Raw genomic sequence first — 18,834 nt, 5'->3', positions numbered from 1 at the left:
CCCTGGCGATGTCTTTCATGCTTCAGGAGGCAGAACTTGCAGACCGGCGCGCCATTCAGTTTTGAACGCTTTACCTTTCCCGATCTGAAAACCCTGTTGGCAAAGGCAAGCCCGCTTCGGTCCGGCGATTTGCTGGCCGGGCTTGCGGCAAGCTCGGATGAAGAACGGGTCGCGGCGCGCTTTGCGCTGGCCGATGTGCCGCTTAAACGGTTTCTGAGCGAGGCACTGGTCCCCTACGAGGACGACGACGTCACGCGCATGATTATTGATGATCACGATGCAGATGCCTTTGCCCCGGTTTCCTCGATGACCGTTGGTGATTTTCGCAACTGGCTTCTGGGTGATGACGCCACCCCCGAAGCACTTAAACATCTGGCGCCCGGCCTGACGCCTGAAATGGTCGCGGCGGTGTCAAAACTGATGCGCAATCAAGACCTGATCGCGGTTGCCAAGAAATGCCATGTCGTCACCGCCTTTCGCAATACGATCGGCCTGCCCGGTCATCTTTCGGTGCGCCTGCAGCCCAATCATCCGACTGATGATCCTGCGGGTGTTGCGGCCTCGATCCTCGATGGTTTGATGCATGGTAGCGGCGATGCGGTGATTGGCATCAACCCGGCCACCGACAGCCCGGAAGCCATGATCGAGCTTCTCAAGCTAATCGACGAGGTCCGTGAAAGGATCGACATCCCGACCCAGTCGTGCGTTTTGGCCCATGTCACCACGGCAATTGATGTGATGGCACGTAATGCCCCGGTCGATCTGGTGTTTCAATCCATCGCCGGCACGCAAAAGGCCAATGAAAGCTTTGGCATCACCCAGGCCATGCTGGCCGAGGCCGAAGACGCCGCCAAAGGCCTTAAGCGCGGCACGGTCGGCAATAATGTGATGTATTTTGAAACCGGGCAGGGTGCTGCGCTTTCAGCCGACGCCCACGAAGGCATTGATCAGCAAACGGTTGAAGCACGCGCCTATGCGGTCGCGCGCAAATATTCGCCGCTTCTGGTCAATACGGTGGTCGGCTTCATCGGTCCGGAATATCTGTTTGATGGCAAACAGATCACCCGCGCCGGGCTTGAGGACCATTTTTGTGGCAAGTTGCTTGGCGTGCCGATGGGCTGTGATGTTTGCTATACCAACCATGCTGAGGCCGATCAGGATGACATGGACAATCTGCTGACCCTGCTGGGAGTTGCTGGCTGCAACTTCGTCATCGGGGTGCCCGGTGCGGATGACATCATGCTCAATTACCAAAGCACAAGCTTCCATGATGCGATGTATCTGCGCTCTGTACTGGGTCTGCAACCGGCCCCTGAATTTGCCGCTTGGCTGCGCAAGATGGAAATCCTTGATCAGCATGGCCGTACCCGTCCACAACTTGACGGGCAGGCAGCGCAAAACCTTCTGGCATGGTCGGGGGCCGCTTAAATGAGCAATCTGACCAACAAGAAAATTCCGAGCGGCCTTGATCCCTGGAACACGCTTCGTGCCCACACAGATGCCCGTATCGGCCTTGGCCGGGTCGGCGACGGGTTGCCGACCGAAAGGTTGCTTGAATTCCAGATGGCACATGCACGCGCCCGGGATTCGGTGCATATGGCCTTTGAACCCAACTCCGTGCGCAATCAGCTTGATGGGCTTGACCACGCAATCCTTGATGTCCATTCCGCCGCACCGGATCGCCCGACATATTTGCAGCGACCAGATCTTGGCCGGTTGCTCGACGAAGACTCTGTTGCAGCACTTGGCAAGCATGCCGGGGACTATGACGTTGCGTTCATTCTGGCCGATGGCCTTTCAGCCCGCGCCACCCATGACCATGCAGCCAATACCTTAAAGCTGATCCTTGATCACTTGGGGGAAAGCTGGTCGGTCGCCCCGGTCACACTGGCCACCCAGTCACGTGTCGGATTGGGCGATGAAATTGGTGCAGCATTGGGCGCCAAGCTGACCGTGATGCTGATCGGCGAACGCCCGGGGCTTTCGAGCGCGGATTCGCTTGGCTGCTATCTGACCTGGGGGCCAAGGCGCGGGCGGTCGAACGCAGATCGCAACTGCGTTTCCAACATTCGCCCGGCGGGATTAAACCCGGAAAAGGCCGCGAAAAAGATCGCTTATCTGATGGTCGAATCGCGCAAGATGGGTCTGTCGGGTGTGGCGCTCAAGGACAACTCATCCAACCCGGAACTGATTGAAGGCTAGGCACGCGGGGCGGCGGGGCGCTAAGACAGGCAACTTGTTTGCCATCAGCCCTTAAGCGCCTCAAGTCCGTCTGCCACCATCACTGGGTCAAATTCGGTGATGTGGTAATCGGCCAGATCATGTTGATGGAACGGGTCGCGGGTCAGTTCATCTTCAAGTGCAGCACGATCACCCTTAGCAAGGATAACCCCGCCATCGCGCGGGATCTTGCGGCCGGATGCCAGAAACATACCCTTGGCATAAGCCTGCTTTAGCCACGCGATATGGTCTTCGATATGCGCATCGACCTGTTCAAGCGGAACCTTGTAGTTCAGCGAGACAACAAACATTGCTGATTTTCCCTTTTAGACTCGAAGGGTTGAGGTTACGCACAATCTGGCGTTTCGACGCTGATCACAAATCACATTTTGGCGATCAAGCAGCTTTATGCACCGTCCGTTTTGCTCCCCATCCGGGTAAGAAGACGTTCGATGCGATCTGCATGGGCTGCTTCCACGCGGGCCAGGCTTTCAAACCATGCAGCGATATCTTCTAAGCCCTCTTCACGCGCGATGCGGGCCATTTCGGGATAAGCCGTTTCGGCCTCGTCCTTTTCCTGTGCGATGGCCGCTTCAAGGTTCAGGCGGGTGGTGCCCAGTTCTTTGTCAGTCAACGGATCGCCCGCCGTTTCAAGAAATTCCAGATGGCCGAACGCATGGCCGGTTTCGGCCTCGGCCGCGGTGCGAAACAGCTCGGCTGCCTCGGTATAGCCTTCGATGTCGGCCTGCTGGGCAAAGTAAAGATAACGACGATTGGTTTGTGCCTCGGCGGCAAAGGCCGCGCGCAGGTTTGCCTCGGTACGTGTTCCCTTAAGCGCCATGTGCGCTGTTCCTTGTTATTGTTCGCCCAATACAGCGTTGTTGTATGAGCCAAAGTCGCAAAAAATAAGGCGGCAAAACCAAGTGGTCTTGCCGCCCTTTATGTGTCGTGAAATCCGCCACCGTCAAGCAGAGCAGGGGCAATTGCACTGATCAGGTGTCAGATTTCATCTGCCTGTTACCTGCGCGAGGCTTGCGCAAATAACGGCTGCGCGATGTCTTAGGCTGCGTCCTTCGCCGCCTGGTTGCGACGCAGACGGAATACCAGATCAACCGATGCCAGTTCCGTGCCGTTGGGCATGTTCGGAATGTTGTCGATCTTGACGTCACCTGCCGGGATGTCAGACAGCATGCCGTCTTCTTCACAATAGAAATGGTAATGCGGTTCGGTGTTGGTATCGAAATAGGACCGACCAGAATCAATCACAATTTCATTGAGAAGGCGCGCATCGGTGAACTGGTGCAGGGTGTTGTAAACCGTTGCCAGCGATACCTTGATATTGTTGCTCATGGCTTCGGAATGCAGCTGTTCTGCTGTGACATGACGATGGCCGTCATCAAACAGCAAACGTGCCAGTGCCAGACGCTGACGCGTCGGACGCAGATTGGCATCCTTGAGCCGGTTAAGCGCGTTGGTATATGGACGCGATGTATGTCCCATAGCTATGCCCCTTTGTCGTGGTCGGGCCAAAATCATAATGGCCCTAATGAATGCTGGGGACAGACTAAAGAACCCGGACGCGTTGTTCTTTGATTTTGATCAACTATAATCGCGGGATGAAATACTGCGAAAAACAAACAAAAAGGGCCGGTAAAAACCGGCCCTTTTTTATTTGGTCTGATGTCAGGATCAGTCGCCCGTCATGATGCGGTCGACCAGTTCCTTCACAGTCGGAATATTGCCGTTGGCGTAGAACGGGTCTTCGCCAAACTTATAGGCATTGTGACCGGCAAACATCAGTTCATTTTCGACTTTGGCGCCATGGGCAATGCTCTGGAGCGTCTTCTGGATGCAGAAGGAACGCGGGTCAGCACGCTTGCCAGTGGTGCCTTCATGCTGTTCCCAGTTGGAGAACTGGCACTGTGACAGGCAACCCATGCAATCGATCTGGTCTTTCTTGATCGTCAGTGCGCTTTCCGGGGTGACAAACACCATGGTGTCATCCGGGGTCGGCATGCCTTCGGTATAGCCAGCTTCAAGCCAAGCCTTGACCTTGTCGGCGTCGTCTTCACGCACATAGATCGGACGACCACGACGGCCGAGCGGAATACCGACATGCAGATCCGCCTCGGCGGTACGCGAATAGCGTACCTGACGATCAGAACGCTGATGCAGGTCTTCAAGGAACGCATTGCGCACGGCCGAACTATAGAAGCCAGTCGGGCTGAATTTATGCAGCGATACGTCGCCATTCTTAAGACTGGTCAGGCGCTGTTTCCATTCGTCGGAAATCTCGCTTTCCTGTGTCAGAAGCGGACGCGTGCCAAACTGGAAGGCCACCGGGGCCACTTCGGGATTGTCGATCCAGTCTTCGAAATCACGCAGGAACCACACACCACCAGCCATGATGATCGGAACATCATTCAGACCAACGGAGTTCATGAATTCACGAAGGGCCGCAACACGCGGGAACGGATCCTCGGGCACCAGCGGATCTTCGGAATTCGACAGACCATTATGGCCGCCAGCGCGCCACGGATCTTCGTAAACCACGCCACCCAGCCATTCCGGGGTCTTTTTATAGGCCCGCAGCCACAATGCGCGGAAAGCACGGGCTGACGAGACAATCGGATAATAGTGAACGCCGTACTGCGCAGAAATCTGAGCAATCTTGTAGGGCATGCCGGCACCACAGGTTACCCCGTGGATCAGGCCTTTGGCACCTTCAAGAACGCCGTGAAGGATCGGTTCGGCACCGCCCATTTCCCACAATACGTTCATGTGCAAACGGCCTTCGCCGTTCCGCATTTCATGTGCGATCTGTGCTTGTGCAATACCACCACGAATGCCGTAGGCAATCAGTTCCTGATGGCGGTCACTGCGGGTTTTTCCTGCATATTCGATCGGGACCAGATTGCCGTTCTCATCATAAGAATCGGCATTCACAGCGGAAAAAGTCCCGATACCACCGGCAGCAGCCCATGCGCCGGAACTTTTACCCGTCGATACAGCAACGCCTTTGCCACCTTCGATAACTGGCAAGACTTCTTTACCCGACATGACGAGCGGTTTAAGGGCTTTCAAATTCGTCTCTCCCATTCGGCCTTTGCCCGCGATGCTATGGCATCGCGCAGAGTGCCGGACGACGTCGCGTTTTTATCGTCGTCCGGCATCCCGTTTGCTTTATTCGGCGTCGCCTGCGTCGAGGTCGGCACCGGTTTCCTGGTCAACACGTTTCATCGACAGTTTGATTTTGCCGCGATCATCGAAACCGATGACTTTGACCTTAACCTGGTCGCCTTCTTTCACGATGTCCGAAACCTGTTTGACACGCTCAGGTGCCAGTTCGGAAATGTGAACCAGACCGTCACGCGCACCAAAGAAGTTCACGAATGCGCCGAAATCGACAGCTTTAACGACCTTACCATCATAGATATGATTCAATTCAGGTTCCGCAACGATGGATTTGATCCAATCCACGGCCTGCTTGCCTTTTGCACCGTCGGTATGTGCGACAGTGATCGAACCATCATCTTCAATATCAACCTTTGCACCGGTCTCTTCGCAGATTTCACGAATGACCTTGCCGCCCGAACCGATGACATCACGAATTTTGTCTTTCGGGATCGAGAACTGGGTGATGGTCGGGGCGTTACCCGAAACTTCACCGCGTGCTTCCGGAAGGGCTTTGGCCATTTCACCAAGAATGTGCAGACGACCATCACGGGCTTGCTTCAGGGCGATCTGCATGATGTCCGGGGTTACCGAGGTGATCTTGATGTCCATCTGCAGCGAGGTAATACCGTTTTCGGTACCAGCAACCTTGAAGTCCATGTCACCAAGGTGATCTTCGTCACCCATGATGTCGGACAGAACTGCGAAATCTTCGGCTTCCTTGATCAGGCCCATGGCGATACCCGCAACCGGGCGTGCCAGCGGAACACCGGCATCCATCATCGCAAGCGAGCTTGCGCAAACGGTTGCCATCGAAGAAGAACCGTTTGATTCGGTGACTTCAGAAACGATACGGGTGGTGTACGGGAAGGCATCCTTGCCCGGCATCAGCGGGTGCAGGGCACGCCATGCCAGTTTACCGTGACCAATCTCACGACGACCCGGCGAACCCATGCGGCCAGCTTCACCAACCGAGTAGGGCGGGAAGTTGTAATGCAGCATGAAGCTTTCACGGTATTCGCCGTCCAGCGCGTCAACGATCTGCTCGTCCTGACCGGTACCAAGGGTAACAACAGCCAGTGCCTGGGTTTCACCACGGGTGAAGATCGAGGAGCCATGCGAGCGCGGCAGAACCGAAACTTCGCCCATGATCGGACGAACGTCAGCACCGGTACGACCATCGATACGCTTGCCGGTTTTCAGGATCGCACCGCGAACGATGTCTTTTTCCAGATCTTTGATGATCGAGGAAACTTTGCCTTTCAGCGCATCCGGAACTTCATCGCCAAGTTTCTCGACGATGTCTGCCTTGGCAGCAGAAACAGCGGCCGAACGCTCCTGTTTGACAACATTTGCATAAGCAGCGGTCAGGCTTTCGGTGCCAAGCGCAGCGATCTTTTCGACCAGTGCGTCGTAGCCTTCCGGGAGTTCTGCAACTTCACGCGGCTCTTTGGCTGCTTCTTCGGCCAGATCAATGATCAGGTCGAGAACGCCCTGGAACTGTTCGTGACCGAACTTCACGGCGCCAAGCATGATGTCTTCTGACAGCTCGGATGCTTCGGATTCAACCATCATCACGCCATCACGGGTACCGGCAACAACCAGATCCAGATCGCTTTCCTTGACCGCTTCGGTCGACGGATTGAGCAGGTATTCACCATCCTTGTAACCAACGCGGGCAGCACCGATCGGGCCGAGGAACGGCAGACCGGAAATGGTCAGGGCCGCCGAGGTACCGATCATGGCAACCACGTCCGGATCGTTTTCCATGTCGTGCGAAAGAACGGTACAGACGATCTGGGTGTCGTTGCGGTACTGCGGGTGGAACAACGGACGGATCGGACGGTCGATCAGACGCGAAACAAGGGTTTCTTTTTCAGACGGGCGGCCTTCACGTTTGAAGAAGCCACCCGGGATTTTGCCAGCGGCAAATGCTTTTTCCTGGTAGTTAACCGTCAGCGGGAAAAAGTCGACATCCGGGCGCGGCTGTTTGGCGCCAACAGCAGTACACAGGACAACGGTTTCACCGTAGGTAACCTTAACGGCACCATCTGCCTGACGGGCGATTTTACCGGTTTCGAGAACCAGTTTGGCATTGCCCCACTGCATTTCCTTACGGACGACATTAAACATTATTTTCTCTTCCTCTTACAAACCTCTGGCGGACCCGAAAGTGTACACGAGTTCCGAACACATTACTCATGAGGCTTACATGACAGCGCCATGAGTAATGGGTCCGGCGTAAGCATCGGGTCGGCCCATCCGACCCTGCTTCTCGTGTTCCGATCCACCGGAACAATAAAAAAAACGACGGCGGAGGTCACCCTCCGCCGCAGTTCGATATCAGCGGCGAATACCGAGGCGTTCAATGACGCTCTCGTAACGCGACTGGTCTTTGCGCTGCAGGTACTTCAGCAGACGACGACGCTGACCAACCATCATGAGAAGACCACGACGGCTGTGGAAGTCGTGGTTATGTTCTTTCATGTGCTCGGTGAGGTTCTTGATCCGTTCAGTCAGGATAGCAACCTGGACTTCGGGGGAACCGGTGTCACCGTCTTTCTGACCGTATTCTTTGATCAGCTCAGCTTTGCGTTCAGCAGTAATCGACATCAGGCATCCTTTCGCCTTTAGAGATTAAAAACACGCACAGGTCGAATTTCGCCACCAGTGATCTCAGCCAACGCAACAGCGCGGTCATGGAGCATGGTACAGACGATTTCGTCCTGCACGACGGGGTTTTCAAGGGCATTGCGCTTTGCTACCGGCAACAGCCCGACGGGCTGGCCAGAGGAAAGGCGTTGCGCCTCGACTTCGGTCAGGGCCAGCGCCGGGATGTCGTCCAGCGCGGTCTCAACCGGAAGCAGTTTCTTCATCACCTCGTCCGGGTCCATATCCAGCAGTTCCTGCAGGGGAATGGCGTTCCCTTCCGAAAACGGCCCCGCCGAAGTCCGGCGAAGCGCGGCGATGTAGCCGACGGTACCAAGGCGCAGCGCGATATCGCGCGCCAAAGATCGCATATACGCACCTTTGCCTGACACAACGTCAAACACGGCGTGATCGCGATCTGGCATGTCGACCAGTCGAAGATCCTTGATCAGAATCGGACGTGGCTGCAACACCACATCTTCATCGCGGCGCGCAAGGTCATAGGCACGCTTGCCATTGACCTTGATCGCCGAAAACTTTGGCGGCACCTGCTGGATTTCACCGATAAATTCACCCAGCACAGCCTTGATTTCGTCTTCCGTCGGACGATGGTCGGAGGTTTCAATAACCTCGCCTTCGGCATCGTCCGTACTGCGCGCTTCGCCGAATTTCAACGTTACGCGATAACTTTTGCTGCCATCCATGACATAAGCAACCGTTTTGGTTGCTTCGCCAAAGGCAATTGGCAGAACACCAGACGCCAGCGGGTCAAGTGTCCCGCCATGTCCGGCCTTGTTGGCATCAAGCAGACGACGCACCTGATTGACCACGGTTGATGACGTGATCTCCAGGGGCTTGTCCACCGCCAGCCAGCCATTAATGCTTTTACCGCGACGGCGACGCGCCATCAGTCGTCCTCATCTTCCGGGTCGCCCGACCGGTCATCCACAAGATCCTGCGCAACATGCGGGTCGCGCAGCAGGGCACCAATATGGTCAGCGACATCAAAACTCTTGTCTTCGACAAATCGCAATGCAGGCACATATTTCATGTGAACCGTATGGGCCACATGGTTGCGCAGGTGACCTTTCTGACGCATCAACGCCTTCATCGACGTTTCTGCCTCTCCGCCGCCAAGCGGGGTGAAAGATACCATGGCATTGCGCATATCCGGTGAAAGATTGACACCCGTAATGGTTACCGGGCGCCGTGTCAGATCCGGATCGTAAATGTCTCCACGCTCCAATGCCTGCGACAGCGCCTGGCGGATTTCTTCCGCCACGCGGAGCTGTCGCTGACTTGGTGCTTTGGCTGGTTGCTTCGCCATTTCAGTTCCTCACCGTCTTACAGTTCGACGGCAATTTCCTCGTTCTCGAAGCACTCGATCACATCACCCGACTGGATATCGTTATATTTGGCGAACGACATGCCGCATTCATAGCCCTCGCGGACTTCCTTGACTTCGTCCTTGAAGCGACGGAGCGTCGAAAGTTCGCCAGAGTGAATGACAACGTTGTCGCGCAGCAGGCGGACGCCTGCGCCACGTTTGACGATACCCTCGGTGACCATGCAACCGGCGATCTTGTTGCCGGAAATCGTAAAGACGTCGCGGATTTCCGCATAGCCTAGGAACTTCTCGCGAACTTCCGGAGACAGCATGCCCGACAGCATCTTTTTGATGTCATCTGCAACATCGTAGATGATCGAATAGTAACGAATATCAACGTTGTCACGGCGCGACTGTTCACGGGCCTGCTGGTTTGCACGCACGTTAAAGCCGATGATCAGTGCATTGGATGCACGCGCCAGTGTGACGTCGGATTCGTTGATGCCACCGACACCACTATGCAGAACGCGGACCGAGACTTCCTCGTTACCAAGTTTCTGCAAGGTGCCGATGAGTGCTTCGACAGAACCCTGCACGTCACCCTTGATGACGATCGGCAGTTCTTTGAGGTCACCGCTCTGCGAGAACATGTTCTCAAGTGCGGATTTCTTCATTGCAGCAGCCTGGGTTTCACGAATACGGCGCTGACGGAAGTCAGAAACTTCACGTGCCTTGGCTTCGTTTTCAACAACCACAAAGTCATCACCGGCAGACGGTACACCGTTCAGGCCGTTCACCTCGACCGGCATACCCGGAATGGCTTCTGCGACACGGTTGCCGTGATCATCGATCAGGGCACGGACACGACCCCATTCCGGACCCGTGACAAAGATGTCACCGGTACGAAGCGTACCGCGCTGGACCAGAACGGTCGCAACCGGACCGCGGCCTTTTTCCATACGGGCTTCAACAACAACACCATCGGCAACGCGTTCCGGGTTGGCTTTAAGGTCAAGGACCTCGGACTGCAGCAGAATGGCTTCTTCAAGTTCGGTCAGACCGGTGCGCTGTTTGGCCGATACTTCAACGGCCTGCACGTCACCACCCATTTCCTCGACCACAACTTCGTGCTGAAGAAGTTCGGTTTTCACCTTGCTCGGATTTGCACCCGGCTTGTCGATTTTGTTGATGGCAACAATCATCGGAACGCCAGCCGCTTTCGCGTGGCTGATTGCCTCGATAGTCTGCGGCATGACCGAGTCATCGGCTGCAACAACCAGAACCACGATATCGGTAACTTTCGCACCACGCGAACGCATTTCGGTAAATGCGGCGTGGCCCGGAGTATCGATGAACGTGATCTTGGAGCCGGTTGCCATGGTGACCTGATAAGCACCGATATGCTGGGTAATACCGCCAGCCTCGCCACCGGCAACATCGGTGGAGCGCAGGGCATCAAGCAACGAGGTTTTACCATGGTCAACGTGGCCCATGACGGTCACGACCGGCGGACGACCAACCAGCTTCGCGTCATTGTCATCTACGCTGACCAGTGACTCTTCAACGTCGGCATCCGATACACGTTTGACGTTGTGACCGAATTCTTCGACCACGAGCTGTGCGGTATCCGGATCAAGCGACTGGTTAATCGTTGCCATAACGCCAAGACTCATCAGGGTCTTGATCACGTCTGCGGCACGTTCAGCCATACGGTTGGCCAGTTCCTGGACAGTAATAACGTCCGGGATTACCACATCACGCACGACTTTTTCCTTCGGTTTTTGCGGGCCCTGGGCACGCGCTTTGGCTTTGGCCTGCTGGCGTTTGATCGATGCCATGGAACGACGGCGACCACCTTCGTCACCGCTCATTGCATTATTGATCGAAAGTTTGCCACGACGACGGCCTTCGTCACCCTTGGTGCGCGCCGCACGGCCGGCTTCTTCTTCGGCACGTTTGCGGGCTGCCACGCGGGCATTTTCCTCGTCAATTTCCTTGCGGCTTTTGGATTTTCCATCTGCCGGCGCGGAACGACGTCGCTCTTCGGGGACCAGCGGCTCTGCCGGTTCGCCCTGAATAACGGTTTCCTCGGCCTTCGGTTTGGCAGCCGGCTTCGGCTTGGAGGTCTTGCCTTTTGCCGTCGAAGCGGCAAGGCGCTGTTCGACTTCTTCCACAGAAGGAGAGTCGTTTTCAGACGCAGCAGGTGCTTCTTCCTGTTTGGCTTCGGCAGCAGCCTTCGCTTCTTCTGCCTTGCGTGCTTCTTCCTCGGCCTTGCGCGCAGCTTCTTCGCGGGCACGGATTTCCGCATCCGCCTCGTCCTGCTTGCGGCGCTCTTCAGCAGCCTTCAAAGCAGCCATACGGGCAGCGCGTTCGCTGTCGGTCAGATTGCCATGATCATCAACCGCCGGACGCGGTTTCGGCTCTTCGACCGGCTCTTTTTTTGCTTCCGGTGCCGGCTTTTCTGCTGCCGGGGACTGTTCTTCAACGAGATCCTTCTTCACCTCACGGAAGCGACCGGATTCGTTCTTTTCGAATGTACGCTTCTTGCGCACTTCGACGATCACAGATTTTGACCGTCCATGCGAGAAGTTTTGACGAACCTGCCCTGCCTCGACCGTCTTGCTCAATTCAAGCTTCGATCTGTTGAGGCTCAGCGGTTTCTTCTCCTGATCGCGATCACTCATAATCCGTTCAACTTCCTCATTTCCTGCGGGATCGGGCACATACGCCGATCCTGTCCTGTCCGTCTGGCGCTCGTCTGATCTCAGACAGCGCGAAATCCTTCAAGCCGTTTGCACGAACGCCCCAACCGATTGGCAAGGCCTCCTGGCGCAACGGCCACATGTACTGCTTTTTCGCGACCAAAGGCCGCGCCGATTTCAGCAGCATCCAGAACGGAATAAATCGGCAGATCCCGGGCCTTGGCCTCGATCTTTGATTTTCCGTCTGCGGCACCATCGCGTGCCGCCAATACTAAGGCTGCGCCCTCGGCAATCTGGGCACGGGCCTTTTCAAATCCTGCAACAGCCTGTCCTGCACGCCGCGCCAGCGACAACAGATCGATGCATTTGCGCGTCAGCAGCTCTTCGATCCGGTCTGCAAGTGCGGTGTCGACCACGACTTTTTGCCGGGCCGCCCGGGCAAAGGCGTTCTTTGCACAGGCGGTATTTACCACATCCCGCGACGGGCACAACCATAATCCCCGTCCCGGCAGCCGTTCCTCAAGGTCGGGAACAACCGAACCATCCGGCCCGATCACAACCCTGAGAAGATCTTCCTTGTGCCGGACTTCGCCGGTGACAATGCACCGGCGTTCCGGAACCTCGGCTACCTTGCCGCCTTTACGATGCGACATGGCATCCTCCGATCGGCCTTAGGCCTCTTCGCTTTCCGCGGTTTCTTCGGTCTCTTCTTCAAGACCTTCGAACCAGCCAAGCTTGCGACGGGCTTCCATGATCATGTCGTTGGCCTGATCCATGGTAATGGAATCGGCATCCCCGACATATTCGATCAGCTCGTCACTGGCGAGATCAGCAAAATCTTCAAGGTTTTTGACGTCGTTTTCACCAAGGCGAACAACAACAGCCAGCGACAGACCCGGGAATTCAACCAGATCATCGGCAACCTTAAGCTCTTCGCGACGTTTCTGAAGACGCTCGGCCTCTTCGGCAAGGAAGGTGCGTGCGCGGTTGCGCAGCTCTTCGGCGATTTCTTCTTCGAAACCTTCGATCTCGGCCAATTCTGCCAGCGGCACGTAACCGACTTCCTCGATCGAGGTGAAGCCTTCGGCGACCAGGAGATGGGCGATAACTTCGTCAACATCAAGCGCCTTGATGAACATTTCCGCACGCTTGCGTGCTTCTTCCTGACGACGTTCGCTTTCGTCTTCCTCGGTCAGAATATCGATATCCCAACCGGTCAGCTGGGACGCCAGACGCACATTCTGACCACGACGGCCAATGGCAAGGCTCAGCTGATCGTCCGGAACGACGACTTCGATACGGTTGGTTTCTTCATCAATCACAACCTTGGTGACTTCGGCCGGGGCCAAAGCATTCACAACAAAGGTCGCCGGGTCTTCCGACCACTGGATGATGTCGATTTTTTCGCCCTGAAGTTCGGCAACAACGGCCTGGACGCGCGAACCGCGCATACCAACGCAGGCGCCGACCGGGTCGATCGAGCTGTCCGAGGACAGAACCGAAATTTTCGCGCGCGAACCCGGGTCACGGGCAACCGATTTGATTTCGATGATGCCGTCGTAGATTTCCGGTACTTCCTGGGCGAACAGTTTTGCCATGAAGGTCGGGTGGGTACGCGACAGGAAGATCTGCGGACCACGCTGTTCACGACGAACATCAAGGATCAGGGCACGTACCCGGTCACCCTGACGAACCGTCTCACGCGGGATCAGTTCTTCACGGCGCAGGATAGCTTCGGCACGACCGATATCGACAAGAACGTTGCCAAACTCGACACGCTTGACGACGCCGTTGATAACTTCGTCGGCACGGTCCTTGTATTCCTCGTACTGGCGTTCGCGTTCTGCGTCGCGCACTTTCTGCACGATGACCTGTTTCGCGGTCTGGGCAGCAATACGACCAAAATCAATCGGCGGCAGCGGATCAATCAGGAATTCACCAAGATTGATGTTCTCGTCACGAATACGTGCCTGTTCGAGCGACATCTGGGTGAAATCGTTTTCGATTTCATCGGTGACTTCGATGTAACGAGCGAGTTTGATTTCGCCGGTTTTGCGGTCGATATGGGCACGAATGTCATGCTCGTGACCATATCTGGAACGGCCTGCCTTCTGAATGGCCTGCTCCATAGCACCGAGAACCTCGTCACGATCAATGCCCTTTTCACGGGCAACGGCATCTGCGACCTGCAAAAGTTCCGGCCGCGGCATTCCCGAAGTTGCTTCCATATCCAACCTCTATTCTGCGTTATCGTCATTCCGGCGGTCGCCGGTGACGTGCGCGATCAATTCATCTGTCAGGACCAATTTCGCTTTTGCGATATCGGCCAACGGCAACAAGACACGTTCGCCATCTACAATCAGGGCGACCGCATTATCTTCAATCCCATCCAGCACACCGCTGAAACGGCGACGACCATCCTTGGCCATCACCAGTTCGACCTTTGCCTCAAATCCCTTCCACACGTCAAAATGCGCGGCACGGGTCAGCGGGCGGTCGATACCCGGGGAACTGACTTCAAGGTGATAGGCACCTGAAATCGGGTCCTCGACATCCATCAGGGCAGAAACCGTACGGCTGATTTGGGCGCAATCTTCAACATTGATGCTGCCCTTCGCACCCGGGCGATCTGCCATGATCTGCAGGATGTTATGGTCCTGACCTGTCATCGAAACCCGAACCAGCTCAAAGCCCAGCGCGTTGATTGACGGCTCGATAATCTCAACGATTTTCGCCATCAACGGGTCTTTTAACTGTTGTCCAATCAGCTCAGCCATAAAGCGATGCCATACCCCAAAAAGCACAAAAGAGCGGGCGCAGGGCCCACTCTTTGTCAGAATTCACAAAAAGCTTGGCGGCGTTATACAGCCGGTTTACGCAAAAATCAAGTCAGGATACCACCTCTTAACGCCATTCAACCCAAGGATTCCGGGCGCATTGAAACCGAAGGCTGTGGCACAACCAAGCCACGGAAGAACGCAAAGGCATTCACAGCCCCGTCACGGACAGCTTGCTCCTCCTGTGCGTCAAGTGCCAAGCCATTGACCTGCTCGACAAATTCACGCCAATGCTTACCGCGACCCTGCGCATGTCCTGCCAGATGGCGGGCACCGAATTCCTCGTGCAACCCAATCTTGTCTGCCGCCTTAAGCAGGAAGGCCGCACCAAGCGACGAGCCCTCACACACATAAAGCCATCCAATCCGTTCTGCGCCATCGGCCTTGATTGGCTCACGACTCCGGTCTTCGCTTGCTTCACATTCAAGATCTGACATATCGGCACATACCGCAACATAGCGGCTGCGGCTTGCCAGACCCGGAATGACTTCATTTAGATCAGGCGCCTCGTAAAGCGGTTTCATCCTGCCATGAAATATATGTTGCAAACGCAAGAAACGAAGATAGTTGGTGCGGCTATCAAACGGCGCCATAGCCATCACCATGTCATCGACCGATTGGTGGTCGCTGCGCGTCGATTGCTTAATTTCTTCCAGACGGGTCGGTTGCCCGATTTGTGCAGTCATAATTGTCTGATCCTTCCATCCTGTCCGGGCGGTTTCTTTGCCCGACTCCCTTATTGATGGAACGAGTAAGCCTTGCCGATATCTGATCAGTCCTCGCGAAAAGCACGTGCAAATTGATCAGACAACGGTTTCAACAGGTAACTGAGCGCCGTGCGCTGCCCGGTGGCAAGGAATGTCTCGACAGGCATACCAGGCACCAATTCACGCCCGTCAAGCTTGGCGACTTCACCTGCGGTGATACTCACACGCACAATATAAAATGTCTCCCCGGTCAGCTCGTCCCGATCCAGGTCGGCCGAGACAAAGGATACCTGCCCGCTCAGCTCCGGGGTTGTGCTTTGATTAAAGGCGGTAAAACGCAGCATAGCATCCTGCCCGAGCATGACTTGTTCAATGTCACGCGGATTAACATGTGCCTCGATCACAAGTTCATCCTGATCGGGGACAATGCCCATTAACCGATCACCGGGCCCAATGACCCCGCCCACGGTATGAACCGCCATCTGATAAACTGTCCCGTCATAGGGTGCGCGAATATCAATTCTGCGTAGCTGATCACGCAGGGCGATTTCACGCTGCATCAATTGGGCAATCTGTTGATCGATATCGGTCAATTCGCCCAGTACTTCTGTCTGCCGATCGCGGTCAAGCTGCAGGATTTGCATCTCTGTTTCAGATATCTGCATGCGTGTTGATGCGATCTGGGCAGTTAATTCGCCATGCCGGCCATCAAGGCTGGCCCGTTCGCGGCGCAGGGCTGCTACCCGCGTGATCGGAACAAGCTGTTTGGCAAACAAGGTTTCAAGCCCGGTCAGTTCATCAACGATATGGTGACGCTCTTCCTCATTGGCGTTTTTCTGCGCGGTCAGGCCGGAAACCGTTTCTGAAAGCTGTAAGAGCTTTTGGCGCAATTGCTCCTTTTCGCCTTCCAGACTGCTCTTGCGTGCGGCAAACAGACTGACCTCGGCCGTGATCAATTCAGATATCTTCGGCTCCGACTGGCGATCAATAAAGGCCGCAGGTACTTCAAGTGTGGGCAGGTTATCACGTTCGCCGCTCAGGCGCATGCGTCTGGCAATCAAGGCCGACAACTGTGTTTCGACAATCCCGAGACTTGCGCGTGCCATTGTGTCGTCCAGCCGGATCAGAAGATCGCCCGCCGAAACCCGGTCGCCGTTTTTCACATTGATCTGGCCGACAATGCCGCCTTCTGAATGCTGCACATCCTTGACATTGCTTTCGACAACGAGCTTGCCGGTGGCAACCACCGCGCCAGAAAGCTGCGCAAAAACAAGCCACAACACACAGATGGCAAACAGTACCGCAACAATCCCACCACCCCAAACAATATGCCTGCGCAATGTGGCACTCACTGGCGACATCACCGTGGGATCTGCCGATCCACTTGGTCCGACCGCAAGCTGTAATCTGGTCATGCGGTTTCTCCCACCTGTCTGACTGTTTTGCGCATGATGTCGTCCCGTTTTCCAAAGGCAACCTGACGCCCGTCCTGGATAACGGTCGCAAGGTTCACTGTTGCAAGTGCACTGGGCCGATGGGCGATCAGAACAACAATCGCCCCGCGCGCACGGGCATCCCTGACCGCTTGGAGCAAGGCCTGTTCACCGATGCTGTCGAGACTTGCATTGGGTTCATCGAGAACAATAAGGAACGGATCACCAAATAAGGCCCGGGCAAGGCCAATGCGTTGGCGCTGCCCACCGGATAAGACAACCCCACCACTGCCAATCCGGGTGTCATAGCCATTGGGCAGGGACAGGATCATCTCATGTGCGCCAGCTGCCTTTGCCGCCGAAACAATGGACTTGTCGGTTGCATTAGCCTGCAGCCGGGCGATATTGCGTGCAATCGTATCGTCAAAAAGCGCCACATCCTGCGGCAAATACCCGATATGGCGGCCAAGATCGACCGGGTTCCAGTGCGAAAGCTCCGCACCGTCAAGACGGATACTACCACCGCGAAATGCCCCCATGCCAACAAGTGCACGCCCAAGCGTCGACTTTCCCGAACCACTTGGCCCGATCACGCCAAGTCCATCGCCGGCGTTCAGGGAAAGCTCGCCAACCCGCAGAAGAACCTTGTCTCTGCTGGCCTTCTGATTGCCGGGCGTGCCGATTACAAGACCGGAAACTGAAAGGCTCTCAGTCGGCGCGGGCAGAGTTGTGGTGTCCGCTTTATCGGAGATATCGGGCAGAAGCGCATCAAGACGCCCCCAAGCTTGCCGGGCCGCCACAAAGCCGCGCCAATTGGCGATGGCCTGTTCGACCGGCGACAAGGCACGCGCGGTTAAAATCGATGCTGCGACCATCGCACCGGGCGTGACTTCCTGTTTGATCGCAAGATAAGCACCGAGTGCGAGTACACCGGATTGCAATGCCAGACGAATGACCTTGATATAGGCCGAGAAGGTCGAGTTGACGTCACCCACTGCGGTGTTGTCGTTTAAATACAGATTGTTTTGCTTGGCCCATGCCCCGCGAAAGGCATCTTCCATGCCCATGGCACGAATGGCTTCGGCATTTTGCCGTCCGGCTTCAATCAGCGCATTGCGCCTGACAATCTGACTGTTCATCCGCGCGACTTTCTTGCGCGTTACAAATTCACTGATCAGGGTCAGAACAATCAGAACCAACCCGCCGACAAGCGCCAGTACGCCAAGCCAGGGATGAAAGGCAAATACAATCCCAAGGAAAAGCGGCATCCACGGCAAATCAGATATCGCGACCGGCCCGGAACCGCCAAGGAACTGCCGGATCTGATCAAGATCACCAAGCGGCTGAGTGTTTTCACGACCATTTTTCAGACGCAGGTCCAAGGTACTGGCAAGCGCCATCGGCCCGATCTGTTCATCGACCCGCCAGCCAATCCGGACCAACATGCGCGCGCGCAGGGCATCCACCGCACCTAGAAACAGATAAAGGCCAACCACAAGCCCGATCAGGGCAATCAAGGTCGGGATGCTCTGGCTGGCCAGAACGCGGTCATAGACCTGAAGCATGAAAAGCGGGCCGGTCAGCATCAAAAGATTGGACACACCACTCATCGCGCCGACGGCCAGAAAGGCACCGCGCAATGGACCAAGGGCACGACTCATCGGGCCGGAATGCGTCGCAGGCTGGGTGGGGCTTTGGGATGCTTTGACAAACACGCTTTTGATACACCAGTTATCTAGGGTAGGTTGGGGTGGGTGCCGCTGTTATGCGGCACCCTGCAATCAA

General features: G+C 55.9%; 17 protein-coding genes. 2 read left to right on the top strand and 15 right to left on the bottom strand.

Going from position 1 to position 18,834, the window contains the following annotated elements:
- Positions 1-36 precede the first annotated feature (36 nt).
- Positions 37-1,428: an ethanolamine ammonia-lyase subunit EutB gene (locus TH2_RS02820; protein ID WP_008888882.1), complete on the top strand. Its 1,392-nt coding sequence runs from the start codon at positions 37-39 to the stop codon at positions 1,426-1,428.
- Positions 1,429-2,202, top strand: a complete 774-nt coding sequence (gene eutC, locus TH2_RS02815) for an ethanolamine ammonia-lyase subunit EutC (protein ID WP_008888881.1) — start codon at positions 1,429-1,431, stop codon at positions 2,200-2,202.
- A gap of 44 nt (positions 2,203-2,246) precedes the next feature.
- Here the strand turns inward: eutC and TH2_RS02810 are convergent, their stop codons facing one another.
- From TH2_RS02810 to TH2_RS02740, 15 genes are all read right to left on the bottom strand, one after another.
- Complete coding sequence (locus tag TH2_RS02810) at positions 2,247-2,531, bottom strand: YciI family protein (RefSeq protein WP_008888880.1); 285 nt, start codon at positions 2,529-2,531, stop codon at positions 2,247-2,249.
- 95 nt (positions 2,532-2,626) lie between these two features.
- A complete protein-coding gene (locus TH2_RS02805; protein ID WP_008888879.1) occupies positions 2,627-3,061 on the bottom strand; it encodes a rubrerythrin family protein in 435 nt (144 codons plus the stop codon).
- Between the two features lie 218 nt (positions 3,062-3,279).
- Positions 3,280-3,720 carry an iron response transcriptional regulator IrrA gene (gene irrA, locus TH2_RS02800; RefSeq protein ID WP_008888878.1) on the bottom strand — a complete coding sequence of 147 codons (441 nt, stop codon included), beginning with the start codon at positions 3,718-3,720 and terminating at the stop codon, positions 3,280-3,282.
- A 189-nt stretch (positions 3,721-3,909) separates the two neighbouring features.
- On the bottom strand, positions 3,910-5,304 hold the full coding sequence (locus TH2_RS02795) for an NAD(P)H-dependent flavin oxidoreductase (protein ID WP_008888877.1): 1,395 nt from the start codon (positions 5,302-5,304) through the stop codon (positions 3,910-3,912).
- A gap of 99 nt (positions 5,305-5,403) precedes the next feature.
- Positions 5,404-7,527: a polyribonucleotide nucleotidyltransferase gene (gene pnp / locus TH2_RS02790; RefSeq protein ID WP_008888876.1), complete on the bottom strand. Its 2,124-nt coding sequence runs from the start codon at positions 7,525-7,527 to the stop codon at positions 5,404-5,406.
- A 210-nt stretch (positions 7,528-7,737) separates the two neighbouring features.
- Positions 7,738-8,007, bottom strand: a complete 270-nt coding sequence (rpsO, locus tag TH2_RS02785; protein WP_008888875.1) for a 30S ribosomal protein S15 — start codon at positions 8,005-8,007, stop codon at positions 7,738-7,740.
- Between the two features lie 17 nt (positions 8,008-8,024).
- Positions 8,025-8,951 (bottom strand): tRNA pseudouridine(55) synthase TruB, encoded by a 927-nt coding sequence (gene truB / locus TH2_RS02780; RefSeq protein WP_008888874.1) that lies wholly within the window; start codon positions 8,949-8,951, stop codon positions 8,025-8,027.
- Positions 8,951-9,370, bottom strand: coding sequence for a 30S ribosome-binding factor RbfA (rbfA, locus tag TH2_RS02775; protein WP_008888873.1), 420 nt, complete (start codon positions 9,368-9,370; stop codon positions 8,951-8,953). Before rbfA ends, truB begins: the two co-directional genes overlap by 1 nt.
- A gap of 17 nt (positions 9,371-9,387) precedes the next feature.
- Positions 9,388-12,054: a translation initiation factor IF-2 gene (infB, locus tag TH2_RS02770; RefSeq protein ID WP_008888872.1), complete on the bottom strand. Its 2,667-nt coding sequence runs from the start codon at positions 12,052-12,054 to the stop codon at positions 9,388-9,390.
- Between the two features lie 80 nt (positions 12,055-12,134).
- Positions 12,135-12,725, bottom strand: coding sequence for an RNA-binding protein (locus tag TH2_RS02765; RefSeq protein ID WP_008888871.1), 591 nt, complete (start codon positions 12,723-12,725; stop codon positions 12,135-12,137).
- A gap of 18 nt (positions 12,726-12,743) precedes the next feature.
- On the bottom strand, positions 12,744-14,300 hold the full coding sequence (nusA, locus tag TH2_RS02760) for a transcription termination factor NusA (protein ID WP_040822275.1): 1,557 nt from the start codon (positions 14,298-14,300) through the stop codon (positions 12,744-12,746).
- A gap of 9 nt (positions 14,301-14,309) precedes the next feature.
- A complete protein-coding gene (rimP, locus tag TH2_RS02755; RefSeq protein ID WP_008888869.1) occupies positions 14,310-14,810 on the bottom strand; it encodes a ribosome maturation factor RimP in 501 nt (166 codons plus the stop codon).
- A 176-nt stretch (positions 14,811-14,986) separates the two neighbouring features.
- Positions 14,987-15,595 carry a biliverdin-producing heme oxygenase gene (locus TH2_RS02750; RefSeq protein ID WP_008888868.1) on the bottom strand — a complete coding sequence of 203 codons (609 nt, stop codon included), beginning with the start codon at positions 15,593-15,595 and terminating at the stop codon, positions 14,987-14,989.
- A gap of 86 nt (positions 15,596-15,681) precedes the next feature.
- Complete coding sequence (locus TH2_RS02745) at positions 15,682-17,031, bottom strand: HlyD family type I secretion periplasmic adaptor subunit (RefSeq protein ID WP_008888867.1); 1,350 nt, start codon at positions 17,029-17,031, stop codon at positions 15,682-15,684.
- Positions 17,028-18,710 carry a type I secretion system permease/ATPase gene (locus TH2_RS02740; RefSeq protein ID WP_008888866.1) on the bottom strand — a complete coding sequence of 561 codons (1,683 nt, stop codon included), beginning with the start codon at positions 18,708-18,710 and terminating at the stop codon, positions 17,028-17,030. Before TH2_RS02740 ends, TH2_RS02745 begins: the two co-directional genes overlap by 4 nt.
- Between the last annotated feature and the right edge of the window lie 124 nt (positions 18,711-18,834).

Source organism: Thalassospira profundimaris WP0211 (assembly GCF_000300275.1).
Taxonomy (GTDB): domain Bacteria; phylum Pseudomonadota; class Alphaproteobacteria; order Rhodospirillales; family Thalassospiraceae; genus Thalassospira; species Thalassospira profundimaris.
The sequence above is the reverse complement of the archived record's forward strand: the minus strand, read 5'-3'. Positions and strand labels throughout refer to the sequence as shown.